We start from the raw sequence: 24,856 nt of genomic DNA, 5'->3' as shown, positions 1-24,856 counted from the left end.
GAAAAGAAGCGCACCTAACCCACAGCCCGCCGGTAGAACTTGTTGTCCACGGCCATCAACGGGAAGGAGCGGGGGAGGTCGCCGCGCTTGATCTCGGTGAAGCCGTTCTTCTCGTAGAAGCGATGCGCGGCCAGGAACCTGTCGGTCGTGCCGAGGAAGATGTCTCGGATGCCGTGCGCTTTGGCATGGGCAAGGAGCGTGTCGAGCAGCTTTGCGGCAACGCCATGCCCGGGGCCGCGCACGGGTGCGGCGACGAACATCTTGCGGAGCGCTGCCCGGTTGTTGCCGATGTCCTTGAGGCCGACTGTGCCAACGATGACGCCGTCAAGTTCCGCGACCCAGAACTGGCCTTTGCCGGACTGGTAGAAATCCGGGATGACCTGCAGGTCCGGCTGGTCGTCAGCGGTGATCGCGAAGCCGAATTCGTCACGCTGGATCGGCAGAATGACCGAAAACACGCCATCGATATCAGGGGCGGCGAAGGGTCTGATCTCGATCTCGCTCATCGCCACCTCCCGATCGTTAGGCCTTCGTGCCGCCGACGGTCACCTGGTCCATGCGCAGATGTGGCTGTCCGACGCCGACCGGAACCCATTGCCCGGCCTTGCCGCAATTGCCGATGCCGGTGTCGAGCTTCATGTCGTTGCCGATCATCGAGACGCGCTTCATGGCATCTGGGCCGTTGCCGATCAGCATCGCGCCCTTGATCGGTGCGCCGATCCTGCCGTTTTCGATCAGGTACGCTTCGGTGCAGCCGAAGACGAACTTGCCGGACGTGATGTCAACCTGGCCGCCGCCAAAGGAGACGGCATAGACGCCCTTTTTGACCGAGGCGATGATCTCTTCCGGCGTCTTGTCGCCGCCGAGCATGTAGGTATTGGTCATGCGCGGCATCGGCACATGGGAATAGCCCTGGCGGCGCCCGTTGCCGGTCGGCTGCATGCCCATCAGCCGGGCGTTCTGCCGGTCCTGCATGTAGCCGACGAGCTTGCCGTTCTCGATGAGTACATTGTAGCCGGACGGCGTACCCTCGTCGTCGATGGTGATCGAGCCGCGGCGGCTGTCGATCGTGCCGTCGTCGACGACGGTCACGTCTGGTGCGGCGACCATTTGGCCAAGCAGCCCGGCGAAGGCAGACGTTTTCTTGCGGTTGAAATCCCCTTCGAGACCGTGGCCGACTGCTTCGTGCAGCATGACGCCTGGCCAGCCGGAGCCGAGCACGACATCCATCGTGCCCGCCGGGGCTTCGATCGCCTCGAGATTGACGAGCGCCTGGCGCAGCGCCTCGTCTGCGCCGTACCGCCAGCTTCCCTCGGCAATGAAATCGCCGAAGCCGACGCGCCCGCCACTGCCATAGGAGCCCGACTCCTGCCGGTCGCCTTCGCCGACGATGACGGAGATGTTGATGCGCGTCATCGGGCGGATATCGCGAACGCGATGGCCGTCGGCACGAAGGATATCGACAACCTGCCAGCTCGCAGCGACCGATGCCGTCACCTGGCGCACCTTGTCGTCCTTGCCGCGCAGATAGGCGTCGATATCGGTCAGCACCTTGACCTTCTCTTCGAAGGTCGGCGAGCCGATCGGGTTCTCGTCGCCGTAGAATTTCTTGTTCGTGCGTTGGGGTGCGGCGGCATAGCTTCCGGAATAGCCTTTCGTGACCGCGCCGACAGCCTCAGCCGCGCGCTTCAGCGCCGCGACCGAAAGATCGCCCGCATGGGCGTAGCCGACGGCCTCGCCGGCAACCGCGCGAAGGCCGAAACCCTGCTCGGTGTTGAAGCTGCCGCCCTTGAGGCGGCCGTTGTCGAACATCAGCGATTCCGCCTGCGCATGCTCGATGAACAGCTCGCCGTCATCGGAGCCGGAAAGCGCCTCGGCAACATGTTTGCGCATTGTCGCTTCGTCGGCGTCGAACAGCGTCAGCAGGTCGGTATTCATGATCATATCCTCCGCTTCGAAGCAGAAACGCTTCCAAGCCGATGTAGGTCCGCAGGGCTGTTCGAGCAAGCCCTTATCAGGGCAGGACGTCGTAGCCTTCGGCAAAGCCCTTGAGGTCGACGGGAATGCCGATGCCTTCTTCCGGTGTCTGGAAGACGATGAAAGTGGCGCTGGTGCCGCTGCGGAATGTCTTCAGCAGTTCGTCCTCGAGCACGACTTCGGCGTAGCAGCCGTCGGCAAAGCAGCGCACGAAATAGGCGCGGCCGATGTCCTTGCCGTCGACATTGAGGCCGAGGCCGTTCGGCAGCAGCACGCCGAGCGGCGCCAGAACGCGGAGGATCTTCGACTTGCGGTCGGCGGTCTTCAGCACGACGACCGAGAGGCCGACTTCCGGCCGGTCTTCGGCAATCACGTTCTGCATCAGCGCGCATTGCTCGGCGGAAGCGCCGGCCGGCTTGTCGCAGACGACGGACCAGGCGCCGTGGTTCGACTTTACGGTTCCGGGAGCCTGCGGCTGGCTTTGTCCGGGCGCTGCCTGCTGCGGCGGAGCCGGCCGGGGCCGGTGCCGGTTGCTGGGCCGGTGCCGGTGCCGGTTGTTGCGCGGGCGGCTTCGGTGCAGGCTGCTGCTGGGCAAATACGGGGATTGTCGCCGCGGCTGCGATGCTGCTGGTCAGAATAAGCGACCGCGCGAGGGAACGGAAACCCATGGAAACCTCTGGAATTCGAATCAGTGCCGCTATTGTTGGAGGCCGCCATCGGAAATGAAAAGCCCCGCCCCGTCAAAACCGGGGGACTACGGCAGAAATAGGACCTTTCGCCGAGAATGTCGAAATGGCGTATTGGCCCCGGCCGGTCTTTTTCGTATGACCATGAAAATCTTCAGCAATGTTTTGCCCTGGCTGCGGAATTTGACTTTGGGCAAAAATGCCGCATAGACAATCGCTCTGGCCTGTTGCGGTAGATGGCAAACTGTGGTTTGAAGCGCTGAAGATGGCAAGGATTCTGCGTTCGATTTGTGGCAGATCAAGCGCTCGAGGGAGATACTAAAGTGATGAAGAAGGCTTATGCAGCACTGACCGCGCTGGTCTGTCTGCTTTTTGCTTCCGGCAGTTTTGCCGATCAGCCGCTGCCGTGGCAGGCAACTCTGCAGCCGGCGGCGACGCCGATCATGCGGGAAATCCGCTGGTTCGAACAATATACGCTGTGGTTCATCGTTCCGATTACGCTTTTCGTTCTCGTGCTGCTGCTCGTCGTCTGTTTCAAGTTCCGTGCCAGCGCAAATCCGGTGCCATCGAAGACGAGCCATAACACGATCATCGAAGTCATCTGGACCGTCGGGCCAGTTCTCATTCTCCTCTTCCTCGCTGTTCCGTCGTTCAACCTTTTGACGGCGCAGCTCACCCTGCCGGAAAACCCGGATGTCACGTTGAAGGCGACGGCCACCCAGTGGCAGTGGAATTATGAATACGCAGGCTCGGGCGAGACGCCTCTCACTTTCGATTCCTATCTGCTCAAGGATCCGGATCGCGCGGCTGCCGGCAAGGTCGACCTCGCCACCTATCCGCGCCTGCTTGCCGTCGACAACGAAGTCGTGCTGCCGGTCAACAAGACGGTCCGTGTTCTCGTGACCGCCGCGCCGACCGACGTCATTCACGCCTTCGCCATGCCGTCCTTCGGCATCAAGATCGACGCCGTTCCCGGGCGTTTGAACGAAACCTGGTTCAAGACGGAGCGCGAAGGCCTGTTCTATGGCCAGTGTTCCGAGCTTTGCGGCAAGGACCATGCGTTCATGCCGATCGCGATCCGCGTCGTCTCCGAAGACAAGTACAAGCAGTGGCTGACGGCTGCTGCTTCTGATCTTCCCGGAGCCTACAAGGCTCTCATGGCTGCCACCGACGGTCAGGCAAAGACCGTCGACGTCGCCGAAAACGTTCAGTAATAGAAGGGGCTCGGGACAATGGCTGGACCTTCCGCTCACGATCATTCTCATGACGCCCATGCGCATGACGATCATCACGACCACTCGCACAAGCCGAGCTTCGTCAATCGCTGGTTCTTCTCGACGAACCACAAGGACATCGGCACGCTCTACCTGATCTTCGCGATTGTCGCCGGCATCATCGGCGGCGCGCTCTCCGTTGCCATGCGCATGGAGTTGCAGGAGCCGGGCATCCAGATCTTCCACGGCCTGGCTTCCATGGTTTACGGCTACGAAGGCGATGCTGCCATCGACGGCGCCAAGCAGATGTTCAACATGTTCACGACAGCGCACGCGCTGATCATGATCTTCTTCATGGTCATGCCCGCAATGATCGGCGGTTTTGCCAACTGGATGGTGCCGATCATGATCGGCGCGCCGGATATGGCATTCCCGCGCCTGAATAACATCTCCTTCTGGCTGATCGTTCCGGCCTTCCTGCTGCTCGTCCTGTCGATGTTCGTCGAGGGACCGGCAGGCGCCTACGGCGCGGGCGGCGGCTGGACGATGTATCCGCCGCTTGCCACCTCCGGGACACCAGGCCCCGCGGTCGATCTGGCGATCTTCGCGTTGCATGTGGCCGGCGCTTCGTCGATCCTGGGTGCAATCAACTTCATCACCACGATCCTGAACATGCGCGCGCCGGGCATGACGCTGCACAAGATGCCGCTCTTTGCCTGGTCCGTCCTGATCACCGCCTTCCTGCTCTTGCTGTCGCTGCCGGTTCTGGCAGGCGGCATCACGATGCTGCTTACCGACCGCAACTTTGGCACGACCTTCTTTGCACCGGAAGGCGGCGGCGATCCGATCCTCTACCAGCATCTGTTCTGGTTCTTCGGTCACCCGGAAGTCTACATCCTGATCCTGCCGGGCTTCGGTATGGTCAGCCACATCATCTCGACTTTCTCGCGCAAGCCGGTCTTCGGCTACCTCGGCATGGCCTACGCCATGGTCGCGATCGGTGCCGTCGGCTTCGTCGTCTGGGCTCACCACATGTACACGGTCGGCCTGTCGCTCGATGCGCAGCGCTACTTCGTCTTCGCAACCATGGTCATCGCCGTTCCGACGGGCGTGAAGATCTTCTCCTGGATCGCGACGATGTGGGGCGGCTCGATCACCTTCAGCACGCCGATGATCTGGGCGATCGGCTTCATCTTTCTGTTCACGGTCGGTGGCGTTACCGGCGTCCAGCTGGCAAATGCCGGTCTCGACCGCTCGCTGCATGACACCTATTACGTCGTGGCTCACTTCCACTATGTTCTGTCGCTCGGCGCCGTCTTCGCCATCTTCGCCGGCTGGTACTACTGGTTCCCGAAGATGACCGGCTACATGTACAACGAGCTCGTCGGCAAGCTACACTTCTGGATCATGTTCATCGGCGTCAACCTGGTGTTTTTCCCGCAGCACTTCCTCGGACTTGCCGGTATGCCGCGCCGCTACATCGACTATCCGGATGCATTTGCCGGCTGGAACTATGTTTCCTCGATCGGCTCCTACATCTCGGCTTTCGGCGTACTGATCTTCCTCTTCGGCGTCTTCGAAGCCTTCGCCAGGAAGCGCCTCGCCGGCGACAATCCGTGGGGCGAAGGTGCCACGACGCTCGAATGGCAGTTGCCTTCGCCGCCGCCATATCACCAGTGGGAACAGCTCCCGCGCATCAAGTAAGATGCTGATATCCCGGGCGCCGCTTGCAAATGCGGCGTCCGGCCTTGAAGAATGCAGGACGGAAGAATGAGGGTCATAAACAATCACGAGGTACTTGTGAACGACGGCGAACATCTCCTGTCGGAAGCCAGTGCGCGCGATTATTTCGAGCTTCTGAAGCCGCGCGTGATGTCGCTCGTGGTCTTCACGGCCTTTGCCGGCCTGGTGCTGGCACCCGGCCACATCAATCCCGTCCTCGGCCTGATTTCGATCCTCTGCATAGCGATCGGCGCAGGCGCCTCGGGTGCGCTCAACATGTGGTACGATGCCGATATCGACGCCATCATGACCCGCACCGCCCGCCGGCCAATTCCGGCAGGCCGCATCACGCCGAAGGAAGCACTGGCCTTCGGTCTGATCCTCTCCTGTTTTTCGGTGGTCATCCTCGGCCTTGCCGTCAACTGGCTCTCGGCCTCGATCCTCGCCTTCACGATCTTCTTCTACGTCGTCATCTACACGATGTGGCTGAAGCGCTCGACGCCGCAGAACATCGTCATCGGCGGTGCCGCTGGCGCCTTCCCGCCGATGATCGGCTGGGCCTGCGTGACGAATTCGGTGACGATCGAAAGCACCGTCCTGTTTCTCATCATCTTCCTCTGGACGCCGGCGCATTTCTGGGCGCTTGCCTTGTTCAAGATGCGCGATTATGAGGCCGTCGGTGTGCCGATGCTGCCGAACGTCTCCGGCGAGCGCGTTACCAAACACCAGATCGTCGCCTATGCCGTATTGACGGCCATGTGCGGCGTGGTTCCGTCGTTTCTCGGCTTTGCGAGCGTCGGATACGGCCTCGTCGCAGCGGCGCTCGGCGCGGTCTTCATATACTGTTCCATCGCCGTCTGGCGTATGCCGGATGGCGATCTCAAGATGATCCCGGCGAAGAAGCTTTTTGCTTTCTCGATCTTTTACCTCTTCGCCATCTTTTCTGCCCTGTTGATAGACCGGCTCGCTTCCATGCTGGTCTCCCGTGCAGGAGGTTTGTTCTAATGGAAACCGTCAAGCTCACGGACGCGCAGCGCAAGTCGCGCCGCAACCGGAACGTCGCCCTCGGCCTCGCGCTTGCGGGCCTCTGCGTGCTCTTTTACGCCATCACCATCGTGAAGTTCACCGGGCACGGAGGCTGAGCTGATGAGCGACACCGCAAACGCACCGACGAAGCAGGGCCGCAACAACGGCGCCGTCGTCTTCATGTGCCTGAGCTTCGTTGTCGGCATGACGGCGATGAGCTATGCCGCGGTTCCGCTCTACCGCATCTTCTGCCAGATGACGGGCTATAACGGCACGACGCAGCGCGTCGAGCAGGCGTCAAGCGTCATCCTCGACCGGAAAATGCGCGTCACCTTCGACGCCAATGTGGCGTCGGGCCTGTACTGGGACTTCAAGCCGGTGCAGCGCGAGGTCAATCCGCGCATCGGCGAGACCATTCAGGTCAATTTCGTCGCGGAAAACAAGTCGAACGAGACGCAACGCGGACAGGCGGTCTTCAACGTGACGCCGGGCGAGGCGGGCGTCTATTTCAACAAGATCCAGTGCTTCTGCTTCACCGAAACGGACCTGAAGCCGGGCGAGAAGCTTGAAATGCCAGTGGTGTTCTATATCGATCCGGATATTACAAAGGCCGTCGAGTCGAAAGACATCCACACGATTACGCTGTCATATACGTTCTACCCGAAAGAGGGACCGAAGCCCGTGGCTTCGAACGAGGGTGGGGCGCAGAAGGTTGAAAAGAAACTTTGATTGAGGATCGTTTCCGGCTATGCCGGAGGCGAAGCGAAGGAAGACATCCGGGGATCTGACATGGCCGATGCGCATCAGAAAAATCACGACTACCACATCATCGACCCAAGCCCGTGGCCGATTCTGGCGTCGCTTGGCGCCTTTATCGTCACTTTCGGCGGCGTCGGCTATATGCGCTACCTGAATGGCGGTTCGCTGCATCTCTTCGGCATCGAATGGGCCCAGCCCTGGCTGTTCTATATCGGCCTCGCGCTGATCCTCTACGTCATGTACGGCTGGTGGTCCGATACGGTGAAGGAGGCCCATGAGGGCGCCCATACCCGCGTCGTCTCGCTGCACCTGCGCTACGGCATGATCATGTTCATCGCTTCGGAAGTGATGTTCTTCCTTGCCTGGTTCTGGGCCTATTTCGACGCGAGCCTCTTTGCGAACGAAGCGATCCAGGCGTCGCGCCTTGCATATACAGGTGGCCAGTGGCCGCCGAAAGGCGTCGAGGTTCTCGATCCTTGGCACCTGCCGATCTACAACACCGTGATCCTGCTTTTGTCCGGCACGACGGTCACCTGGGCGCACCATGCGCTCCTGCATAACGACCGCAAGGGGCTGGTGCAGGGTCTGACGCTCACCGTCCTTCTCGGCATCCTGTTCTCCAGCGTCCAGGGCTACGAATATGCCCACGCTCCGTTCGACTTCAAGAACTCGATCTACGGCGCGACCTTTTTCATGGCGACCGGATTCCACGGTTTCCATGTGCTGATCGGTACGATTTTCCTGACAGTCTGCCTCATCCGCGCGATCCGCGGCGACTTTACGCCGAAGCAGCACTTCGGCTTCGAAGCGGCCGCCTGGTACTGGCACTTCGTTGACGTCGTCTGGCTGTTTCTGTTCTTCTCCATCTATGTCTGGGGCGGCTGGGGCGCACCTGTCGCCGGCTGACAAAACGCAGAGAAAATCAAAAAAGGCGGGCGCCAACCGATGCCCGCCTTTTTCTATGGACTACCTTGAAGCAGCGATCCGCTCGAAGGCCGATGGCTCCGGAATGCCGAGATCGAGTTGCTGCCGGATCGCCTCGGCGCATTCGTATGGCGTCAGCACCGACGTATCGACCTCAAGGTCGTAGATGCCCGGCCGGTGCACTTCTTCCTGCCAGCGCCGCACGGCATCCGGAACCGGAACCTCGTCGCTACCTCTTGCGTAAAGATGCTCGCGTCCCGGCTCCTCGATGTCGCGGCGCTTCATGATGACGTCGAGCGGGCAGAGCACGCCGATGAAGAGAACCGGGAAGCCTTCAAGCCGCCGGGCGCAATCCGTAAGAATTCCGAGCGGCCGCGAATAGGCGTCGTGATGGCCGAGATCGGCGACGATATTGAGCCCAAGCCCGGCATGGATGGCGATGGATTCGTAGAGCGCCGCGTAGAAGAACGGCACCAGTTCTTCAAGGTCGGGTCGCTCGCCGCCGGGGCGAAGGCCGATGCCCGGCAGGTAGCGTGCCGGCGTCGCGGCATTGTAAGCATCGACGCCGAGGTTCATCCACGGTCCTTCAAACTGTTGCTGAATGGTTCTCGCGATCGTCGTCTTGCCGCTGCGCGGCGCCCCGTTCAGGATCACGATCTGGCCGGCAGGGCTATCGTTGCTCATCCGTTTTCTTCTTCTGTTGGCGCGAATCACTGAGGCGAAATCGCGCAGCTATTTCCATTCGTCCTGCGGATACTTTATGGGAGAGTTAAGGCACGGCCGGAAATGACCCCGGCCGAAAGGAAGACGATGAGCGAAGACAGTGCACATTTCCCCCCAGTGGATCCCGTAAAGACCGGCATGCGGGGCTGCTGCCCGCGCTGCGGACAGGGAAAATTGTTTGACGGCCTGCTCTCGCTGAAGCCGCGCTGTGCTGCCTGCGGCCTCGATTATTCCTTTGCCGATTCGGGCGATGGCCCTGCCGTCTTCGTCATTCTCATCGTCGGCTTCATCGTCATCGGCTCTGTGCTCTGGCTGGAGGTGAACTATTCGCCGCCAATCTGGCTGCACATTCTGCTGTTCGCTCCGCTGACGATCATGCTTTCGCTGTTGGCGCTGCGTTGGTGCAAGGGCATCCTGATCGCCATGCAGTTCCGCCATAATGCCCGTGAAGGACGCATCTCCAGTGACTGACATTGAGATCGTCGCCGCACGCCGCAGCCTGCCGGTCCTCACCGGCATTGCCGTGCTGATTGCGCTCGCCATCCTCATTTCGCTGGGTACCTGGCAGGTGGAACGCCTGTATTGGAAGGAGAGCCTGATCGCCGACATCGCGGAACGCCGCGCATCGGCTCCGGTACCGCTCGCCGATATCGAGCGGATGCTCGCCTCGGGCGCGGATATCGAATATCGCCCCGTAACGGCAACCGGCCGCTATGTGAACGACAAGGAGCGCCATTTCTTCGCCACCTGGCGCGGCCGGACCGGCTATTACGTCTACACGCCGCTTGAGGTTGCCGGCGGACGTTATCTCTTCGTCAACCGCGGCTTCGTTCCTTTTGAAAACAAGGAGCCGGAAAAACGCATGCAGGGCCAACTGACCGGCGAGCAGACCGTCACCGGCCTGGCGCGCAACAAGCTGCCCGGAAAGCCTTCCTGGGTGGTGCCGGAAAACGATGTGGCCAAGAACATCTTCTATTGGAAGGACCTCGACGTCATGGCGACAAGCACCGGCCTCGACAAGGCGAGCGTCGTGCCGTTCTTCGTCGATGCCGATTCGACGCCCAACCCGAAGGGCCTGCCGATCGGCGGCGTCACCGAAGTCGACCTGCCGAACAACCACCTGCAATACGCCTTTACCTGGTATGGCTTGGCGGCGGTGCTGGTCGTGATCGTTGTAATCTCGTGGTTCCGCGGGCGCGGCAGGACTTCGCAATAGTATCGCTTCAATTCTTTTCTATATTGGGCTAGAGGTCGCTCAAGTCGTAAACGTGGGACTGTCTCTTCCGTGGTGCTGCACGAAGCTCTATTTTCCCTCATTCCTGTGCTTGTCACGGGAATCCAGCCACGGCGCGTCTGCACCGTAAATGAGTCTTTCGCGCCCAAGGACCTGGGCGCACTGGATTCCTGTGACAAGCACAGGAACGAGGGCAGCCTTAAAGGAACGACATGAACATCGCAGCGAAACCTCCTTTGACGATCAGGCTTTGCGGTCCGCGCGGCTTCTGCGCCGGCGTCGACCGCGCCATCCAGATCGTCGTGCTGGCGCTGAAATCCTACGGCGCGCCGGTCTATGTCCGCCACGAGATCGTGCACAACCGCTACGTCGTCGAGGGACTGGAAGCGAAGGGTGCGGTCTTCGTCGAGGAACTCGACGAGATCCCGGAAGAGCACCGCGCCCAGCCGGTCGTCTTTTCTGCGCACGGCGTTCCGAAGTCCGTTCCGGCAGACGCGAACGCGCGGAATCTTTTCTATCTCGATGCCACCTGTCCGCTGGTTTCCAAGGTCCACAAGCAGGCGATGCGGCATAACCGTCTCGGACGCCATGTCGTGCTGATCGGCCATGCCGGTCATCCGGAAGTCATCGGCACGATGGGCCAGCTTCCCGAAGGTTCCGTCTCGCTGATCGAAACCGTCGAAGATGCCGATGCGTATCAGCCCGCCGATCCCGACAATCTGGGCTACGTCACCCAGACGACGCTCTCGGTCGATGATACGGCCGGCGTGATTGCGCGACTGGAGCAGCGTTTCCCGAACCTGACCGCACCGGCGGCCGATTCGATCTGCTATGCCACGACTAATCGTCAGGAAGTCGTCAAGCAGGCCGCACCCGGCTGCGACCTCTTCATCATCGTCGGCGCGCCAAATTCGTCCAACTCAAAGCGCCTCGTCGAAGTCGCGCTGAGGTCGGGGGCAAAGAAATCGATCCTCGTGCAGCGCGCTGCTGAACTCAATTGGAACGAGATCGGCCCGATTTCGACGCTCGGCCTTTCTGCTGGCGCTTCGGCACCGGAAGTGATCGTCAACGAGATCATCGAGGCCTTCCGGTCGCGCTTTAGTGCCAAGGTCGAGCTTGCGGAGACCGTGCAGGAGAACGAGCATTTCCTCGTGAACCGGGAACTGCGTAATATCGCGCTGACGACGGCCGACATGGCCTTTGTGAACGGGGATTAGAGGGGGTGTCGCATACTCCGAGCCCAAACCGCCGTAGAACAAAATTTAATGTGAGAGTCCGCCTTGGCCGTCTATACCGATATTTCAGAAGATGATTTGAAGTGGTTTTTGACGGAGTATGACGCCGGCACTCTGCTTTCCTACAAGGGGATCGCGGAAGGCGTCGAGAACTCCAACTTCCTGCTGCACACCACCAAAAAGCCGCTGATCCTGACGCTTTATGAAAAGCGTGTCGAAAAATCCGACCTACCGTTCTTCCTCGGCCTGATGCAGCATCTTGCCGCCCGCGGCGTATCGTGCCCGCTGCCGCTGCCGCGCAGGGACGGCGCGCTGCTCGGCACGCTTTCGGATCGTCCCGCGGCGCTGATATCCTTCCTCGAAGGCATGTGGCTGAGAAAGCCCGAAGCGAAACATTGCCGCGAAGTCGGCAAGGCCCTGGCACAGATGCATCTTGCCGGCGAAAGTTTCGAGCTGAAGCGGCCGAACGCGCTGTCGCTCGAGGGTTGGAAGCTGCTCTGGGACAAATCTGAGGCGCGCGCCGACGAGGTCGAAAAAGGCTTGTGCGCTGAAATTCGCGGGGAGTTCGATTTCCTGTCGGCCCACTGGCCGAAGGATCTTCCGGCGGGCATCATTCACGCCGATCTCTTTCCTGACAACGTCTTCTTCCTTGGCGACGAACTATCCGGCCTGATCGATTTCTATTTCGCCTGCAACGATCTGCTCGCCTACGACGTCTCGATCATCCTGAACGCCTGGTGCTTCGAAAAGGACGGCGCCTATAACATCACCAAGGGCACTGCCATGCTGGAAGGTTATCAGAGCATCCGCCCTCTCAGCGCTGCAGAGCTCGCGGCACTTCCCGTGCTCGCCCGCGGCTCCGCGCTTCGCTTCTTCCTGACCCGCCTCTATGACTGGCTGACCACGCCGGAGGGCGCGATGGTCACCAAGAAGGATCCGCTCGAATATCTGCGCAAGCTGCGCTTCCACCGGCAAGTCGCATCGGCGGCCGAATACGGGCTTTCGGCATGAAGCACGTCGATATTTTTACCGACGGCGCTTGCTCGGGCAATCCCGGTCCCGGCGGATGGGGCGCGATCCTGCGTTACGGCGACATCGAAAAGGAACTTTCCGGCGGCGAGGCGGAAACGACCAACAACCGCATGGAGCTGATGGCCGCGATCTCGGCGCTTTCGGCGCTGAAGACGCCCTGCGAGGTCGATCTCTATACAGACAGCGCCTACGTCAAGGACGGTATTTCCAAGTGGATTTTCGGCTGGAAGAAAAATGGCTGGAAGACCGCGGACAAGAAGCCGGTGAAGAATGCCGAGCTGTGGCAGGCGCTGGAGGAAGCGCGCAACAAGCACAAGGTGACGCTCCACTGGATCAAGGGCCATGCCGGCCATCTGGAAAACGAGCGTGCCGACGAACTGGCGCGCATGGCCATGGCGCCCTTCAAGAAACGGTAGGGCGAAATCCGGGGAGGCGACATTGCGCATCATTTCGCTGAATGCTTGGGGCGGCAAGCTGCATCAGCCGCTGATCGACTATCTCGGAACCATCGAGGCGGACGTGCTCTGCCTGCAGGAGGTCACCCGCTCCGTCACTGTCAAGAGCGACTGGCTGGAATATCGCGACGGCAGCCACATCCTGCCCCAGCGCGCCAACCTCTTCGAGGAGATCAAGGCGGTTCTTCCGGAGCATGACGCCTTCTTCGCGCCGACGGCGAAAGGCGAGCTCTTCGATGGCGGGAGCAGCGTGCCTTCGGAGTTTGGGCTGGCGACGTTCGTGCGCAGGTCGGTTGCGGTCATCGGCCATGCCATGGATTTCGTACATGGCGATTTCTTTGCAGACGGCTATGGTCCGCATCCGCGCGCCCGCAACGCCCATGCCATCCGCCTGTTCGACTATAAGGCCAGCCATCCGGTGACAATCGCCCAACTGCATGGCCTGCGTGACATGGCCGGCAAGGGCGATACGCCCGCGCGCCGGGGACAGGCCGATGCACTCGTCAGTTTGATCCGGCAGATCTGGCGTAAGGAGGAGCGCCTCGTCGTCTGCGGCGACTTCAACGTGCTACCCGGAAGCGTAATATTCGATGCGCTCGGCGGGCTCGGCCTCACCGATCTCGTCACCTCCCGCGGCTTCACGGATACGAGGACATCGCACTACGCGAAAGACGGGCGCTTTGCGGACTACATGCTGGTGACGCCTGACGTTGCGGTTGCGAGGTTCGATGTGGTTGCGGAACCGGAAGTGTCGGATCATCGGCCGCTCCTGCTGGAGATCGGCTAGCCGCCTATCTTTTCACGCTTTGCCGTTGATAGCGGCGCTCCCAAATTATTCAGGGCACAAAACTGCTTAAATAGTCATCACTGCTGCCACTTTCTTCCGCGGCGGGCAGGCAAACCCTTGTAGATGAAGCATTTCTGAAATTGGCATATCGCTTGCTTACCCGTCTTGTATGCAAGATAGCCATACAGCTGAGACCGCGCAGAACAACATCGAAGAGGCCATCATTTCGGGCATTCTTTCCGCCCGGATCAGACCCGGTACACGGCTGAGCGAGAACCAGCTTGCAGCCGTGTTCGGCGTTTCGCGAACCCGCGTGCGCGAGGCGATGATGCGGCTGGAAACGCGCGGCATCGTCACTGTAAGCCCGCGCCGGGGCTGGTTCGTCGTCGAGCCGTCCGCCGAGGAGGCGATGACCGTCTACCAGGCGAGGCGCGTCATCGAATCCGGCCTGCTGCGCGGCATGCGGGCGCTGACGGACGAAGGCCGCAAGGTTCTCACCGCGCATCTCGACGAGGAAAAGGCTGCGATGGCCGTTGGGGATCGCCAGCGTCTCACCTGCCTCATGGGCGATTTCCACATCCGCATTGCCGAACTCGGCGGCAACCCGATCCTTGTCGACATCCTGCGCGATCTCACTGCCCGCACGATCCTCATTTCGATGCTCTATCAGTCGGAATTTCATGCAGTGCAATCCCATGAGGGGCACTGCCGCATCTTCGAGGCCATGGCAGCCGGCGATTTCGTCAGGGCCGCCGAGCTCTCCGTCGAACATCTGGACGAGGTGGAAACGGGCCTGGACCTCACGACGCGTCCGGACCCTCTCTCGGAACTGCGCAGTTCCCTGTCCCTCCCTCCCAGGACCGTGCCTTCCCAATCATCCGGCATACGAAAAACCGCAACTTCAAAGGAGAAATGAACACATGCTGACGAGAAGAACATTCTTTGCAATCGCAACGCTCGCGGCCGCCGTCGGTTTCGGCTCCGCATCCCACGCCGATGCGCTGGCCGACATCACCGCGCGCGGTACGCTGCGCGTCGCCGTCCCGCAGGATTTCCCGCCTTTCGGCAGCGTCGGTACTGACATGGCGCCGATGGGCTATGACATCGACATGGCCAATCTGATTGCCGAAAAGCTCGGCGTCAAAACCGAACTCGTGCCGGTCACAAGTGCCAACCGCATTCCATACCTGCAGACGAACAAAGTCGATCTGGTTATTTCCAGCCTCGGCAAGAATCCGGACCGCGAAAAGGTGATCGATTTCTCGACGGCCTATGCGCCCTTCTTCAACGGCGTATTCGCGCCAGGCGATCTTTCCGTCGCCAAGGTGGAAGATCTGGCCGGCAAGACGGTCGGTGTCACCCGCGGCGCCGTCGAAGACCTCGAGCTGACGAAGATTGCGTCTGCCGATGTCACGATCAAGCGCTACGAGGACAACAACGGCACGATCTCCGCCTTCCTCTCCGGCCAGGTCGAGGCTGTTGCGACCGGCAATGTCGTTGCCGCCGCCATCCTTGCCAAGAATCCGCCGAAGCGTCCCGAACTGAAGTTCCTCATTAAGAACTCGCCCTGCTATATCGGCCTCAGCAAGGAGCAGCCTGCGCTTCTCGAAAAGGTGAACAGCATCATTGCCACCGCTAAGACCGACGGTTCGCTGAACGCCATTGCCCAGAAGTGGCTCGGCACCGATCTCCCGAAAGACCTCTAAAAACCGGTCCAGCATGGTCATCCCGCCGCCGCGGGGTGACTACTCGCCGTCGGTATTCAAGGAGGGGACAGTGTTTTGAGCTACCATTTCGAATTCGGTTGGCTGCTTCAGTATTATCCACAGGTCGTCAAGGGCATAGTAATCACCCTGGAGCTTGTCGCGATCGGCGGTGTGCTCGGCATCTCGCTGGGCACCTTCTGTGCCTGGGTGCGCGCGCTCGGTCCGGCGTGGCTGAAGCCTGTGGTCGCGGGTTACGTCGAGCTGATCCGCAATACGCCATTCCTGATCCAGCTTTTCTTCATCTTCTTTGGCCTGCCGTCGCTGGGTCTGCAGCTTTCCGAGCTGACGGCCGCCAATCTCGCCATGGTCGTCAATCTCGGCGCCTATAGCTGCGAAATCATCCGCGCCGGCATCCAGGCGACGCCGAAGGGGCAGTTCGAGGCGGGCGCCAGTCTCGCCATGACGCCGTTCGAAACCTTCCGCCACGTCGTACTGGTGCCCTCGCTGCAGCGCATCTGGCCGGCACTCTCCTCGCAGGTGGTGATCGTCATGCTCGGCTCCTCCGTCGTGTCGCAGATCGCCGCGGAGGACCTGACCTTTGCCGCCAACTTCATCCAGTCGCGAACCTTCCGCGCCTTCGAGGCCTACATCGTCTCGACGGCCATCTACCTGGCGCTGGCGATCCTGCTGAGGCAGGTGCTGGCGGTGGCCGGTGGGTTCATCTTCCCGAGGAGGCTTGCCCGATGATCGAGTTCACGCTCTGGGATATCCTGCGCAACCTGCTGCTCGCCACCCGCTGGACAGTCCTGCTCTCGCTCATTTCCTTCATCGGCGGCGGCGCGGTCGGGCTCGGACTGCTCCTCCTGCGCATCAGCAAGCGCAAATCGCTGCGGGCGCTTGCAAAATACTACATCGAGCTTTTCCAGGGCACGCCGCTCCTGATGCAGCTCTTCATCGCCTTCTTCGGCCTCGGCCTGTTCGGTATCAATGTACCGGCCTGGCTTGCCGCCGGCCTGGCGCTGATCCTCTGGACCGCCGCCTTCCTTGCCGAAATCTGGCGCGGTTGCGTCGAATCGGTCGCAAAAGGCCAGTGGGAGGCCTCTGCCAGCCTCGGCATGGGCCGGCTTCAGCAGATGCGCTACGTGATCCTGCCGCAGGCCCTGAGGGTCGCCGTGCCACCGACGGTCGGCTTCTCCGTCCAGGTCGTCAAGGGAACGGCGCTCACCTCGATCATCGGCTTCGTCGAGCTGTCGAAGGCAGGCACCGTCGTCACCAACGCCACCTTCCAGCCCTTCACCGTCTACGGGCTCGTCGCACTCATCTATTTCGCGCTCTGCTGGCCTCTGTCGAAGAGCAGCCAGATCCTCGAAAGGAAGCTCAATGTCGCTCATCGAAATCACTGAAGTCCGCAAGAGCTACGGCACGAACGAGGTGCTGAAGGGCATCAACCTGGATGTGGATCCGGGCGAAGTCATCGCCATCATCGGCAAGAGCGGCTCGGGCAAATCGACCCTGCTGCGCTGCATCAACGGCCTTGAGAGCATCACCCAAGGCTCGATCTCGGTGGCCGGAGCCCAGCTTCTGGACGACGAACTGCACCTGAAGGCGCTGCGCCTGAAGGTCGGCATGATCTTCCAGCAGTTCAATCTTTTCCCGCACCTGACGGCCGGCGGCAACGTCATGCTGTCGCAGTCCGTCGTCAAGAAGACGCCGAAGGCGGAGGCCGCAGCGGTCGCCCGCAAGATGCTCGACCGGGTCGGCCTCGGCCACAAATTCGACGCCTATCCCGACGAGCTTTCCGGCGGTCAGCAGCAGCGCGTCGCGATCGCCCGTGCGCTTGCGATGCAGCCGATCGCGCTGCTCTGCGACGAGATCACCTCCGCGCTCGATCCGGAACTCGTCGCCGAAGTCCTGGCTGTCGTGCGCGAGCTTGCCGCCGAGGGGATGACGTTGCTGATGGTGACGCACGAAATGCGGTTCGCTCGCGACGTCTGCAGCCGGGTCGTCTTCATGCACGAAGGCCGCGTTCACGAAATCGGCCGGCCGGAAAACGTCTTCGCAAATCCGAAGACTGCCGAACTCAAGCAGTTTCTTGGCATGCATTGAGGGGCCCGCGCCGCCAGGTCACGTATGTTATCCCGCCGCCTCGATGATCAGCTGGGTGATCTCATCGGGATGGGAAATCAGTGAAAGATGGCTGGCCTTCAGTTCGATGGTCTTGGCTCCCATGCGCTTGGCCATGAAGCGTTCGAGTTCTGGATTGATCGTACGATCTTCTGTCGAAACGGCGTACCAGCTTGGCTTCGAACGCCAAGTCGCATGTGTGGTCTTGCCTGTAAGGAGAGCCTTGTTGAATGGCGCCTGGACTGCATAAAGCACCTTCGCCTTTGCTTCCGGTAGGTCGCCCGCGAAATCACGCAGGAATGCCGCCTCGCTGAGGCGCCCTTCGTCGCCATCGAAAACAATGCCTGCGGAAGCCGGCGGCGGGGGAAATGTCTTGGCCAATGCCGTATAATCCTCGCCCGCATCCGGCGCCCGCGCCGCGACATAAACGAGTGCCGATACGTTAGGATGCATCCCGGCTTCCGTGACTATCATTCCGGCGAAGGAATGCCCGACCAAAACCGTCGGGCCATCCTGCCGTGCCAGCACCCGCTCAACGGAGGATACCGCTTCAGGCAGCGTCGTTAGCGGATTTTGCACGGCCGTCGCATTGAATCCCGCCGCCTGCAGTCGGGTAATCACCTCGGACCAGCACGACCCATCGGCGAACAGCCCATGCGCCAGGACGACGTTGCGGGCCTTCACCGTACCAGAGGGTGCGGCCATGCTGCGGGTTGAGAGAAGAGAGGCAGCAGCGCTGGCAACGATGGCGGCTGAGAAAGTACGTCTTGTCATCATCATGATTTGGCTTCCTTCTGCGTCGAATAATTTGAAGGCTTTGCAAGCTTTTATGTATGCAGGACGTCACATTGATCGGAAGAATGTATTCTTATGACGTTATTTTTTCAATAATTGAATGCATAACAGCTTCGTGATAATGGTTTTGCATGCGCTTAACCTGTGTTTACGCATATTCGCATACGGGCCGGAAGCACGACCGGTTCAGGGAGGTTTTGCATGGCAAACGGATCAGAAGTTGGAGATGATGGCGATGATCGGGAACTCCTGTCTGACCGTATTCGCAACGCGCTGACGGATGAAATTGCAGCGGGCACGCTGGCAGCGGGTGCTTCGCTGGACGAACAGCAGCTCGCCGACCGTTTCGGTGCCTCCCGTACTCCGGTTCGGGAAGCGCTGCGTCAATTGGCGGCCAGCGGCCTCGTCGAGGTTCGCGCACGGCGAGGCGTCGTCGTCGCTCGCATGACCCCGGAGCGCATCATGGACATGTTTGAGACGTCGGCCGAAATCGAGGCCATGTGCGTGCGGCTTGCGACTTACCGTATGACTCCGCTGGAGCGAAGCCACCTGATCGGACTGCACGACATGTCCCACGAGATTGTCGAGAACGGTGATTTTGACGCGTACGATGCTTTCAACCGCGAATTCCATGAGACGATCTATCGCGCCACCCACAACGGCTTTCTTGCCGAACAAGCGATAGCGGTGCGCACGAGGCTGAACGCCTTCCGGCGCACGCAACTTCGACAAGGCGATCGGATGCGTAAATCCCGGGACGAGCACGATGCCATCATGCAGGCGATCGCGGAGGGTGACGGCGAAATGGCATCTCGGCGCATGCGAGCACATATGCTGAACGCTGCCACAGCGCTCCGTCGTTTCATTGAAGCGAACAAGTCGGCATAACATTGCCGACGGTAATTCATGCCTGCAACCGCGTCGGCTCTCGGCGAGCAACGAGAGCCGGTCCGGCCTTCCGAATAACCCGCCTTCAGCTCTTGAAACGCGCCGCCTCTTCAGAGCCGCGCGTCGCATCGCCGGCACTGTAGGAGTGCGCGCCGGCGCCGGCGAGTTTGCCGCCGTCGACGATCAGATATTCCTCGCGGATCGGCCTGCCTTCGAACCAGCATTCGAGAATTTCCCGCGTGCCGGCGGCGTAACGCGCCTGGGCGGACAGCGACGATCCTGAAATATGCGGCGTCATGCCGTGATACGGCATCGATCGCCACGGATGGTCCTTAGGCGGAGGCTGCGGGAACCAGACATCGCCGGCATAACCCGCAAGCTGGCCGTTCTCCAGTGCCCGCGCGACGGCATCGCGATTACAGATCTTGCCGCGCGCCGTATTCACCAGGTAGGCGCCGCGTTTCATCTTGGCGATCATCGCCGCGTCGAAGAGGTTTTCCGTCTCCGGATGGAGCGGCGCGTTGATCGTCACGACATCGCAGATCGGCACCATGTCCGCCGCGGTCTTGTGGAAGGTAACGCCAAGCTCCTTCTCGACCGCATCGGGAAGCCGGTGGCGGTCGGTATAGTGCAACTTGACGTCGAACGGCTTCAGCCGGCGCAGCACTGCGCTGCCGATCCGCCCGGCGCCCACCGTGCCGATCTCCATGCCCTCGATGTCGTAGGAACGCGCGACGCAGTCGGCTATGTTCCAGCCGCCCTTCACGACCCACTGGTAGGAGGGGATATAGTTTCGCGCAAGGCTGAGGATCGTCATGACCACATGTTCGGACACGCTGATCGAGTTGCAGTAGGTCACTTCGGCCACGGTGACGCCGCGGTCCATCGCGGCCTGGAGATCGACATGATCCGAGCCGATGCCGGCGGTGATTGCCAGCTTCAGCTTGGCCGCCTTGGCGATCCGTTCGGCGGTCAGGTAGGCTGGCCAGAAAGGTTGCGAGATCACGATCTCGGCCTCGGCAAGCTCGCGTTCGAAGACGCTGCCGGGACCATCCTTGTCCGAGGTCACGACCAGGCTGTGCCCTTGGCTTTCGAGAAACGTCCGCAAGCCCAGTTCGCCGGAAACGCTGCCCAGCAGCACCCCCGGCTGAAAATCGATGGCCTTCGGGGTGGGAAGCGTCTCGCCGTCCGGGTAGTGTTCGAGCTTCGGCAGGCCATCGCGCGCATAGGCGCTCGGATATCCGTCGACCGGATCGTCATAGAGGACGCAAACGACCTTTGCCATTTCCATCTCCCTTCATTTGAAACGAAGAGGGAGGGCCCCGAATCTTTCATAGCCGCCGGTCAATGCGGACGAACAGCAGGGCGATGTGCTCTGCTGAATGATCTGTGGCCAGCAGGCTCGCTCCTGGCGCTCCCGCATTCGTAATTGGCACCACTCTGGAAAGGTGGAGGACCCGGACAGGGTTTCAAGGAGAGTAGCCGGAAAGTCCACAGCAATCCCCTTGCCCTCTGCCTCGTTCCCTCTATTCTGCCGGCAACACCATAGGGAGGCCACCATATGATCCTGCACTGCGTATTTCTGCGGCTGAAGGCCGCGATGACGGGCGAGGAGAAGCAGGCGCTGTTCGAATCGGTCGTCGCATTGAAGCAGGTGATTCCCGGCATTCTCGACATCAAACATGGGCCCAACGTCTCGCCGGAGGGGCTGCATGGCGGCTTCGTCGATGGCTTCGTTGTGACCTTCGAAAGTGCAGGCGCACGGGATGCCTATCTCGTGCATCCCGAGCATGTGGCCGTCGGCGAGCGCATTATCTCCTCGACGGATGGAGGCCTTGCCGGCCTCCTGGTCTTCGATTTCAATCTCTGAGAGAGGACGCGGATTTCTCCGCGGCCCTGTCTGCAGTCAGCTCGATTTTCCCAGCGCCGCGGCGATCTGGTCGACATTGTAGCGAAACATCTTCTCATAGCTCGGCGCCGGTCCCTTCGCATCCGAGAGCGATTCGACATAGAGCTCGCCGCCGGGTTCGGCGCCCGTTGCCTTGGCGACCTGCCTGACGAGGCGCGGATCGTTAGAGTTTTCGAAGAAATAGCTCTTCACATGTTCCGTCTTGATCTGCTCGATCAGCTTGGCGACGTCGGCGGCCGAGGCTTCGGTTTCGGTCGACATGCCCAGCGGCGCGAGGAAGCTGACATTGTACTCGCGGCCGAAATAGCCGAAGGCGTCGTGGCTCGTCAGCACCTTGCGCCGGTCATCTGGAACCGCGTCGAATTTCGAATGCGCATAGGCGTCAAGCGCGTCGAGCGTCTTCGTGTAGCGCTCGGCATTCGCCTTGAAGGCGCCGGCATCCGCCGGATCGGCGGCCGACAGCGCCTTTTCGATATTGGCGACCCAGACCTTCACGTTGACCGGGCTGTTCCAGACGTGCGGATCAGTGACCGTCTCGCCGTCCTCTTCCATCGTGCGCGTCTTGATGCCGTCGGAAACGGTGACCGGCGTTCCTTTGTAGCCGGAGGCGGAAATCAGCCGGTCCATCCAGCCTTCCAGGCCTTCGCCGCTGACGAAGGCCACCTGCGCGGCCTTCAGATGCTTGGCATCGGCAGGCGACGGTTCGAACTCGTGGGGGTCGCCATTCGGGCCGACGAGGCTTGTGACAGTCACGTGGTCGCCGCCCACCTGGCTGACGACATCGGCAAGCACGGTGAAGGAGGCGACCACCTTCAGCGTCCCGGCAGAGGCGGATGAGGCCGAAAGGGCGATCAGCGCGGGAAGGGCCGCGGAAAGAAGCAGTCTGCGGGAAATCATCGAAGTCTCCTTGAGTTCAGCCCTTCAGATGCGGGCGGGGAAAGAGGCGCCGGGCAAGGCCCGACGGCGCGAAGAGGATGGAAAGCCCGTAGATCACCGCCGCCGTCATGATGATGGTCGGGCCGGAGGCGAGCTCGAGATGATAGGAGGCGATAAGCCCGAGGTAGCCGGAGAAGGTGGCGCTGATCGCCGCGATCGCCATCATCGATGGCAGGCTGCGCGACCAGAGCTGCGCGATCGCCGCCGGAAGCATCATCAAGCCGACGGCCATCAGCGTGCCGAGCGCCTGAAAACTGGCGACGAGGTTGAGCACGACGAGGAACAGGAAAAGCACGTGATAGACCGGTCCCCGGCCGCCGACGGCCCTGAGGAACCCGGGGTCGAAGCATTCAGCCACCAGCGGCCGGTAGATGACGGCAAGCACGACGAGCGTCACCGAGGTGATCGCCCCGATCTGGACGAGGGAAGGAGCGTCGATCGCCAGAATGGTGCCGAAGAGCACATGCAGCAGGTCGACGTTCGATCCGCGCAGCGAAACGATCAGCACGCCGAGCGCCAGCGACGCGAGATAGAAGCTTGCGAAGCTCGCGTCCTCCTGCAGCACCGTCGTCCGGCTGACGATGCCCGACAGCAGCGCGACGGAAAGCCCGGCGATAAGGCCGCCGATGCCCATGGCGGTGAGCGATAGCGATCCCGCAACGAGGTAGCCAATCGCCGCACCCGGCAGCACGGCATGGCTCATCGCGTCACCCATCAGGCTCATGCGCCGCAGCATCAGGAAGACGCCGATCGGGCCGGCGCCGAGCCCGAGGCAAAGGCAGGCGACGAGCGCGCGGCGCATGAAGCCGTAATCGGCAAATGGCGCGAGGAAGATGTCGTAGGCCGTCATGCCGCAGGCTCGCAGGCACTCGGGTCTTCGTCCCAGCGCTCGGCCATGGCGCGTGCCTTGAGAAGATTAGCGGCCGACATCACATCGCCGGTCGGCCCCCAGCCGATCAGCGTGCGGGCAATCAGCAGCGTCTCCGGGAAATGCGCCCGCACCTGGTCGAAGTCGTGAAGCACGGCAATGACGGTCCGCCCGTCGCCGTGCCAGCGCGCGACGATATCGAGCAGATCCTTCGTCGTGCGGGCGTCGATGGCGGTAAACGGCTCATCGAGCAGGATGAGCTTGGCGTCCTGCAGCAGCAACCGGGCAAAAAGCACGCGTTGAAACTGCCCGGCCGACAGGGAACCGATATGGCGTTTCTCGAAACCTTCGAGCCCGACCGCGGAAAGCGCTTCGCGGGCCTTGGCGGTCTCGTGCGCGGAGACGCGTCCGAAAGCGCCGCTGCTTCGCCAGGCACCGAGCAGCACGGCATCGAACACCGAGATCGGAAAGCGCCGGTTGATCTCGGCCGCCTGCGGCAGGTAGCCGAAATCCGTGCGCTGCAGCCGATGGGAAATCCGCCCTTCGGCGGGCCGCAGCTCGCCCATGATGGCTTTGAGAAGCGTCGATTTTCCCGCACCGTTCGGCCCCGCGATCGCCGTCAGGCTGCCTGCGAGAATGGAACCGGAAACATGGTGCACCGCCGGGTGCCGATCATAAGCGACGGTCAGGTTGTCGAGCCCGATCAGTGCGCCGCTCATGGCAGGACGATTGCCCAGTGGATCGCCGCCCAGAGGAGGGCGATGACACCGAGCACGCAGGCAACACGGGATGCGGCGGAGGGCAGGAGCAGACCGGAGGCGAAAGGCAATCTGTTCATAAGTGATGCTCGTAAATGTAATAACATTACAAGATATGTTATAACGAATATGTCAAATTGACGGCGTTGTCGAGCCGGCCGAAAAGCAAAAAGCGCGGATACAGATAAGGACTGGAAGCCAAAAGCTTGCCTTGTCACGTTGCAAAATTCAGACGTAGAAAATATCGCCTTTAGCCGGAAGTGCTGCGAGGGAGGAGGGGCTTATGGATCAGAGCGCTTTGATAAGCCAGATCACGATCAGGATAGCGGACCAGAAATTGGTTCAGGCGCTCTTTCTCGGAGGAAGCTATGGTCGAGGAACAGCTGACGCATACAGCGATGTCGATCTGATAGCCCTTGTCGATTCTAATGAGCATGCTGAAGTTGCCACCCGATGGCGCAGCCTTTTAGAGCGCATTACCCCGATTGTCTTCTGGAATCAAAGCGGCCAGAGCCGTGTGCTGTTGAATGCAGTCACTGTGGATTGGCTGCGTTGCGACTTGATCATTATGCCGCCAACAGGGCTTTCCGGCCGAGCGCGCGATACAATCAAGCCGCTCATCGATCCGCAAGGCTTCTATGATGCCTTGCCGGAAACTTTGCCCGCCAGGAAACCCGATCCTGAGCGCGTGCAGTTTTTGATCAGCGAGTTCATCCGTGTTCTGGGTTTGCTGCGGGTGGTTACCGGCCGGGGCGAATACCTTACGGCCGTGGTTGGTGCCGGGATGCTGCGGGATCATCTTACGAGCTTGATGCTTGAAGAGGTGAGTTTGCCTGATCGCGGCGGTGCTCTCCATTTGAGCAAGGTTCTTCCCGCCGAGGATATGAAGCTGCTGCTATCCCTCCCGTTTCCGAGGCCGGAAAGCGGCGAGGTCATTGAGGCCAATTTTCAGATTGCGCGATGCTTTTTCCCTCGGGCCAGGGCCTTGGCGGAAAAACTCAATATTCCTTGGCCGAATAGCTTCGAAGCGGCAACGCGGCAGATGCTGACGGCTGAATTCGGAACTGAATATCCAATTGATTGGCAATAACCGCCGCG

Annotated in this window: 29 protein-coding genes and 1 pseudogene; 20 read left to right on the top strand and 10 right to left on the bottom strand. The window is 61.0% G+C overall.

All coding sequences use genetic code 11. The features are described 5' to 3' along the window. Positions 1 to 14 precede the first annotated feature (14 nt). From ACZ9BX_RS10950 to ACZ9BX_RS10940, 3 genes and pseudogenes are all read right to left on the bottom strand, one after another. Positions 15 to 506, bottom strand: a complete 492-nt coding sequence (locus tag ACZ9BX_RS10950; RefSeq protein ID WP_476217803.1) for a GNAT family N-acetyltransferase — start codon at positions 504 to 506, stop codon at positions 15 to 17. A 16-nt stretch (positions 507 to 522) separates the two neighbouring features. Next, positions 523 to 1,938, bottom strand: a complete 1,416-nt coding sequence (gene tldD / locus ACZ9BX_RS10945; protein WP_476217801.1) for a metalloprotease TldD — start codon at positions 1,936 to 1,938, stop codon at positions 523 to 525. 76 nt (positions 1,939 to 2,014) lie between these two features. Further along, positions 2,015 to 2,645: pseudogene (locus ACZ9BX_RS10940) on the bottom strand (invasion associated locus B family protein). A gap of 344 nt (positions 2,646 to 2,989) precedes the next feature. On the opposite strand from ACZ9BX_RS10940, the gene coxB reads away from it, so the two are divergent. The 6 genes from coxB (at position 2,990) to ACZ9BX_RS10910 (ending at position 8,290) form a co-directional block, all read left to right on the top strand. Then, the gene (gene coxB, locus ACZ9BX_RS10935; protein ID WP_476219977.1) at positions 2,990 to 3,877 is read left to right on the top strand and encodes a cytochrome c oxidase subunit II; all 888 of its coding nucleotides are present in this window, start codon (positions 2,990 to 2,992) and stop codon (positions 3,875 to 3,877) included. Between the two features lie 18 nt (positions 3,878 to 3,895). Further along, positions 3,896 to 5,581 carry a cytochrome c oxidase subunit I gene (gene ctaD / locus ACZ9BX_RS10930; RefSeq protein WP_476217800.1) on the top strand — a complete coding sequence of 562 codons (1,686 nt, stop codon included), beginning with the start codon at positions 3,896 to 3,898 and terminating at the stop codon, positions 5,579 to 5,581. A gap of 66 nt (positions 5,582 to 5,647) precedes the next feature. Next, entirely contained in the window at positions 5,648 to 6,604 is a 957-nt protein-coding gene (locus ACZ9BX_RS10925; protein WP_086997933.1) for a heme o synthase, read from the top strand. Beyond that, entirely contained in the window at positions 6,604 to 6,741 is a 138-nt protein-coding gene (locus ACZ9BX_RS10920; RefSeq protein WP_027507714.1) for a hypothetical protein, read from the top strand. Before ACZ9BX_RS10925 ends, ACZ9BX_RS10920 begins: the two co-directional genes overlap by 1 nt. Before the next feature lie 4 nt (positions 6,742 to 6,745). Beyond that, positions 6,746 to 7,354 (top strand): cytochrome c oxidase assembly protein, encoded by a 609-nt coding sequence (locus ACZ9BX_RS10915; protein ID WP_476217797.1) that lies wholly within the window; start codon positions 6,746 to 6,748, stop codon positions 7,352 to 7,354. A gap of 60 nt (positions 7,355 to 7,414) precedes the next feature. Beyond that, positions 7,415 to 8,290, top strand: a complete 876-nt coding sequence (locus ACZ9BX_RS10910) for a cytochrome c oxidase subunit 3 (protein WP_027507712.1) — start codon at positions 7,415 to 7,417, stop codon at positions 8,288 to 8,290. 60 nt (positions 8,291 to 8,350) lie between these two features. Here ACZ9BX_RS10910 and ACZ9BX_RS10905 read toward each other — a convergent pair whose 3' ends face one another. Beyond that, on the bottom strand, positions 8,351 to 8,992 hold the full coding sequence (locus tag ACZ9BX_RS10905; RefSeq protein WP_476217795.1) for a chloramphenicol phosphotransferase CPT family protein: 642 nt from the start codon (positions 8,990 to 8,992) through the stop codon (positions 8,351 to 8,353). Positions 8,993 to 9,118: 126 nt separating this feature from the next. On the opposite strand from ACZ9BX_RS10905, the gene ACZ9BX_RS10900 reads away from it, so the two are divergent. The 11 genes from ACZ9BX_RS10900 to ACZ9BX_RS10850 all read left to right on the top strand — a co-directional run bounded on the left by ACZ9BX_RS10900 (position 9,119) and on the right by ACZ9BX_RS10850 (position 17,586). Then, positions 9,119 to 9,502: a DUF983 domain-containing protein gene (locus ACZ9BX_RS10900; protein ID WP_476217793.1), complete on the top strand. Its 384-nt coding sequence runs from the start codon at positions 9,119 to 9,121 to the stop codon at positions 9,500 to 9,502. Further along, the gene (locus ACZ9BX_RS10895; protein WP_476217792.1) at positions 9,495 to 10,247 is read left to right on the top strand and encodes an SURF1 family protein; all 753 of its coding nucleotides are present in this window, start codon (positions 9,495 to 9,497) and stop codon (positions 10,245 to 10,247) included. Before ACZ9BX_RS10900 ends, ACZ9BX_RS10895 begins: the two co-directional genes overlap by 8 nt. 230 nt (positions 10,248 to 10,477) lie before the next feature. Then, a complete protein-coding gene (gene ispH, locus ACZ9BX_RS10890) occupies positions 10,478 to 11,482 on the top strand; it encodes a 4-hydroxy-3-methylbut-2-enyl diphosphate reductase (protein WP_476217790.1) in 1,005 nt (334 codons plus the stop codon). A 63-nt stretch (positions 11,483 to 11,545) separates the two neighbouring features. Further along, positions 11,546 to 12,511, top strand: a complete 966-nt coding sequence (locus tag ACZ9BX_RS10885; protein ID WP_476217788.1) for a homoserine kinase — start codon at positions 11,546 to 11,548, stop codon at positions 12,509 to 12,511. Next, positions 12,508 to 12,948 carry a ribonuclease HI gene (rnhA, locus tag ACZ9BX_RS10880; RefSeq protein WP_132559615.1) on the top strand — a complete coding sequence of 147 codons (441 nt, stop codon included), beginning with the start codon at positions 12,508 to 12,510 and terminating at the stop codon, positions 12,946 to 12,948. Before ACZ9BX_RS10885 ends, rnhA begins: the two co-directional genes overlap by 4 nt. A gap of 22 nt (positions 12,949 to 12,970) precedes the next feature. Continuing rightward, a complete protein-coding gene (locus ACZ9BX_RS10875) occupies positions 12,971 to 13,774 on the top strand; it encodes an endonuclease/exonuclease/phosphatase family protein (protein WP_476217785.1) in 804 nt (267 codons plus the stop codon). A 169-nt stretch (positions 13,775 to 13,943) separates the two neighbouring features. Beyond that, on the top strand, positions 13,944 to 14,690 hold the full coding sequence (locus ACZ9BX_RS10870) for a GntR family transcriptional regulator (protein ID WP_476217783.1): 747 nt from the start codon (positions 13,944 to 13,946) through the stop codon (positions 14,688 to 14,690). A 4-nt stretch (positions 14,691 to 14,694) separates the two neighbouring features. Continuing rightward, the gene (locus tag ACZ9BX_RS10865) at positions 14,695 to 15,480 is read left to right on the top strand and encodes a transporter substrate-binding domain-containing protein (protein WP_476217781.1); all 786 of its coding nucleotides are present in this window, start codon (positions 14,695 to 14,697) and stop codon (positions 15,478 to 15,480) included. A 75-nt stretch (positions 15,481 to 15,555) separates the two neighbouring features. Further along, complete coding sequence (locus ACZ9BX_RS10860) at positions 15,556 to 16,227, top strand: amino acid ABC transporter permease (RefSeq protein ID WP_027507704.1); 672 nt, start codon at positions 15,556 to 15,558, stop codon at positions 16,225 to 16,227. Beyond that, positions 16,224 to 16,883: an amino acid ABC transporter permease gene (locus tag ACZ9BX_RS10855; RefSeq protein WP_027507703.1), complete on the top strand. Its 660-nt coding sequence runs from the start codon at positions 16,224 to 16,226 to the stop codon at positions 16,881 to 16,883. The genes ACZ9BX_RS10860 and ACZ9BX_RS10855 overlap by 4 nt, the downstream gene beginning before the upstream one ends. Next, positions 16,861 to 17,586 (top strand): amino acid ABC transporter ATP-binding protein, encoded by a 726-nt coding sequence (locus tag ACZ9BX_RS10850; protein ID WP_027507702.1) that lies wholly within the window; start codon positions 16,861 to 16,863, stop codon positions 17,584 to 17,586. The genes ACZ9BX_RS10855 and ACZ9BX_RS10850 overlap by 23 nt, the downstream gene beginning before the upstream one ends. A gap of 27 nt (positions 17,587 to 17,613) precedes the next feature. On the opposite strand, the gene ACZ9BX_RS10845 is transcribed toward ACZ9BX_RS10850, so the two are convergent. Further along, on the bottom strand, positions 17,614 to 18,384 hold the full coding sequence (locus ACZ9BX_RS10845; protein WP_476217777.1) for an alpha/beta fold hydrolase: 771 nt from the start codon (positions 18,382 to 18,384) through the stop codon (positions 17,614 to 17,616). 216 nt (positions 18,385 to 18,600) lie between these two features. Here ACZ9BX_RS10845 and ACZ9BX_RS10840 point away from each other — a divergent pair, with 216 nt between their 5' ends. After that, positions 18,601 to 19,287 carry a GntR family transcriptional regulator gene (locus ACZ9BX_RS10840; protein ID WP_476217775.1) on the top strand — a complete coding sequence of 229 codons (687 nt, stop codon included), beginning with the start codon at positions 18,601 to 18,603 and terminating at the stop codon, positions 19,285 to 19,287. A gap of 85 nt (positions 19,288 to 19,372) precedes the next feature. On the opposite strand, the gene ACZ9BX_RS10835 is transcribed toward ACZ9BX_RS10840, so the two are convergent. Next, complete coding sequence (locus tag ACZ9BX_RS10835; RefSeq protein WP_165928106.1) at positions 19,373 to 20,572, bottom strand: NAD-dependent formate dehydrogenase; 1,200 nt, start codon at positions 20,570 to 20,572, stop codon at positions 19,373 to 19,375. Positions 20,573 to 20,848: 276 nt separating this feature from the next. Here ACZ9BX_RS10835 and ACZ9BX_RS10830 point away from each other — a divergent pair, with 276 nt between their 5' ends. Continuing rightward, entirely contained in the window at positions 20,849 to 21,157 is a 309-nt protein-coding gene (locus tag ACZ9BX_RS10830) for a Dabb family protein (protein WP_027507698.1), read from the top strand. 36 nt (positions 21,158 to 21,193) lie between these two features. Here the strand turns inward: ACZ9BX_RS10830 and ACZ9BX_RS10825 are convergent, their stop codons facing one another. The 4 genes from ACZ9BX_RS10825 to ACZ9BX_RS10810 are packed head-to-tail and all read right to left on the bottom strand — an operon-like array spanning position 21,194 to position 23,838. Then, the gene (locus ACZ9BX_RS10825) at positions 21,194 to 22,093 is read right to left on the bottom strand and encodes a metal ABC transporter substrate-binding protein (RefSeq protein ID WP_476217772.1); all 900 of its coding nucleotides are present in this window, start codon (positions 22,091 to 22,093) and stop codon (positions 21,194 to 21,196) included. A gap of 16 nt (positions 22,094 to 22,109) precedes the next feature. Beyond that, positions 22,110 to 22,982, bottom strand: a complete 873-nt coding sequence (locus ACZ9BX_RS10820) for a metal ABC transporter permease (RefSeq protein WP_132559629.1) — start codon at positions 22,980 to 22,982, stop codon at positions 22,110 to 22,112. Further along, a complete protein-coding gene (locus ACZ9BX_RS10815) occupies positions 22,979 to 23,719 on the bottom strand; it encodes a metal ABC transporter ATP-binding protein (RefSeq protein WP_476217769.1) in 741 nt (246 codons plus the stop codon). Before ACZ9BX_RS10815 ends, ACZ9BX_RS10820 begins: the two co-directional genes overlap by 4 nt. After that, positions 23,716 to 23,838: a hypothetical protein gene (locus ACZ9BX_RS10810; RefSeq protein ID WP_281029310.1), complete on the bottom strand. Its 123-nt coding sequence runs from the start codon at positions 23,836 to 23,838 to the stop codon at positions 23,716 to 23,718. Before ACZ9BX_RS10810 ends, ACZ9BX_RS10815 begins: the two co-directional genes overlap by 4 nt. Before the next feature lie 203 nt (positions 23,839 to 24,041). Here ACZ9BX_RS10810 and ACZ9BX_RS10805 point away from each other — a divergent pair, with 203 nt between their 5' ends. After that, positions 24,042 to 24,848, top strand: a complete 807-nt coding sequence (locus ACZ9BX_RS10805; protein WP_476217766.1) for a nucleotidyltransferase domain-containing protein — start codon at positions 24,042 to 24,044, stop codon at positions 24,846 to 24,848. The last annotated feature ends 8 nt before the right edge of the window (positions 24,849 to 24,856 follow it).

The sequence above is a fragment of the Rhizobium sp. USDA 3886 genome (genome assembly GCF_056279785.1).
The sequence above is the reverse complement of the archived record's forward strand: the minus strand, read 5'-3'. Positions and strand labels throughout refer to the sequence as shown.

Coding starts and splice junctions, on each gene's coding strand:
- ACZ9BX_RS10950 (WP_476217803.1), bottom strand. CDS start 506: ATGAGCGAGATCGAGATCAGACCCTTCGCCGCCCCTGATATCGATGGC.
- tldD (WP_476217801.1), bottom strand. CDS start 1,938: ATGAATACCGACCTGCTGACGCTGTTCGACGCCGACGAAGCGACAATG.
- coxB (WP_476219977.1), top strand. CDS start 2,990: ATGAAGAAGGCTTATGCAGCACTGACCGCGCTGGTCTGTCTGCTTTTT.
- ctaD (WP_476217800.1), top strand. CDS start 3,896: ATGGCTGGACCTTCCGCTCACGATCATTCTCATGACGCCCATGCGCAT.
- ACZ9BX_RS10925 (WP_086997933.1), top strand. CDS start 5,648: ATGAGGGTCATAAACAATCACGAGGTACTTGTGAACGACGGCGAACAT.
- ACZ9BX_RS10920 (WP_027507714.1), top strand. CDS start 6,604: ATGGAAACCGTCAAGCTCACGGACGCGCAGCGCAAGTCGCGCCGCAAC.
- ACZ9BX_RS10915 (WP_476217797.1), top strand. CDS start 6,746: ATGAGCGACACCGCAAACGCACCGACGAAGCAGGGCCGCAACAACGGC.
- ACZ9BX_RS10910 (WP_027507712.1), top strand. CDS start 7,415: ATGGCCGATGCGCATCAGAAAAATCACGACTACCACATCATCGACCCA.
- ACZ9BX_RS10905 (WP_476217795.1), bottom strand. CDS start 8,992: ATGAGCAACGATAGCCCTGCCGGCCAGATCGTGATCCTGAACGGGGCG.
- ACZ9BX_RS10900 (WP_476217793.1), top strand. CDS start 9,119: ATGAGCGAAGACAGTGCACATTTCCCCCCAGTGGATCCCGTAAAGACC.
- ispH (WP_476217790.1), top strand. CDS start 10,478: ATGAACATCGCAGCGAAACCTCCTTTGACGATCAGGCTTTGCGGTCCG.
- rnhA (WP_132559615.1), top strand. CDS start 12,508: ATGAAGCACGTCGATATTTTTACCGACGGCGCTTGCTCGGGCAATCCC.
- ACZ9BX_RS10870 (WP_476217783.1), top strand. CDS start 13,944: ATGCAAGATAGCCATACAGCTGAGACCGCGCAGAACAACATCGAAGAG.
- ACZ9BX_RS10865 (WP_476217781.1), top strand. CDS start 14,695: ATGCTGACGAGAAGAACATTCTTTGCAATCGCAACGCTCGCGGCCGCC.
- ACZ9BX_RS10855 (WP_027507703.1), top strand. CDS start 16,224: ATGATCGAGTTCACGCTCTGGGATATCCTGCGCAACCTGCTGCTCGCC.
- ACZ9BX_RS10850 (WP_027507702.1), top strand. CDS start 16,861: ATGTCGCTCATCGAAATCACTGAAGTCCGCAAGAGCTACGGCACGAAC.
- ACZ9BX_RS10845 (WP_476217777.1), bottom strand. CDS start 18,384: ATGATGATGACAAGACGTACTTTCTCAGCCGCCATCGTTGCCAGCGCT.
- ACZ9BX_RS10840 (WP_476217775.1), top strand. CDS start 18,601: ATGGCAAACGGATCAGAAGTTGGAGATGATGGCGATGATCGGGAACTC.
- ACZ9BX_RS10835 (WP_165928106.1), bottom strand. CDS start 20,572: ATGGCAAAGGTCGTTTGCGTCCTCTATGACGATCCGGTCGACGGATAT.
- ACZ9BX_RS10830 (WP_027507698.1), top strand. CDS start 20,849: ATGATCCTGCACTGCGTATTTCTGCGGCTGAAGGCCGCGATGACGGGC.
- ACZ9BX_RS10825 (WP_476217772.1), bottom strand. CDS start 22,093: ATGATTTCCCGCAGACTGCTTCTTTCCGCGGCCCTTCCCGCGCTGATC.
- ACZ9BX_RS10820 (WP_132559629.1), bottom strand. CDS start 22,982: ATGACGGCCTACGACATCTTCCTCGCGCCATTTGCCGATTACGGCTTC.
- ACZ9BX_RS10815 (WP_476217769.1), bottom strand. CDS start 23,719: ATGAGCGGCGCACTGATCGGGCTCGACAACCTGACCGTCGCTTATGAT.
- ACZ9BX_RS10810 (WP_281029310.1), bottom strand. CDS start 23,838: ATGAACAGATTGCCTTTCGCCTCCGGTCTGCTCCTGCCCTCCGCCGCA.
- ACZ9BX_RS10805 (WP_476217766.1), top strand. CDS start 24,042: ATGGATCAGAGCGCTTTGATAAGCCAGATCACGATCAGGATAGCGGAC.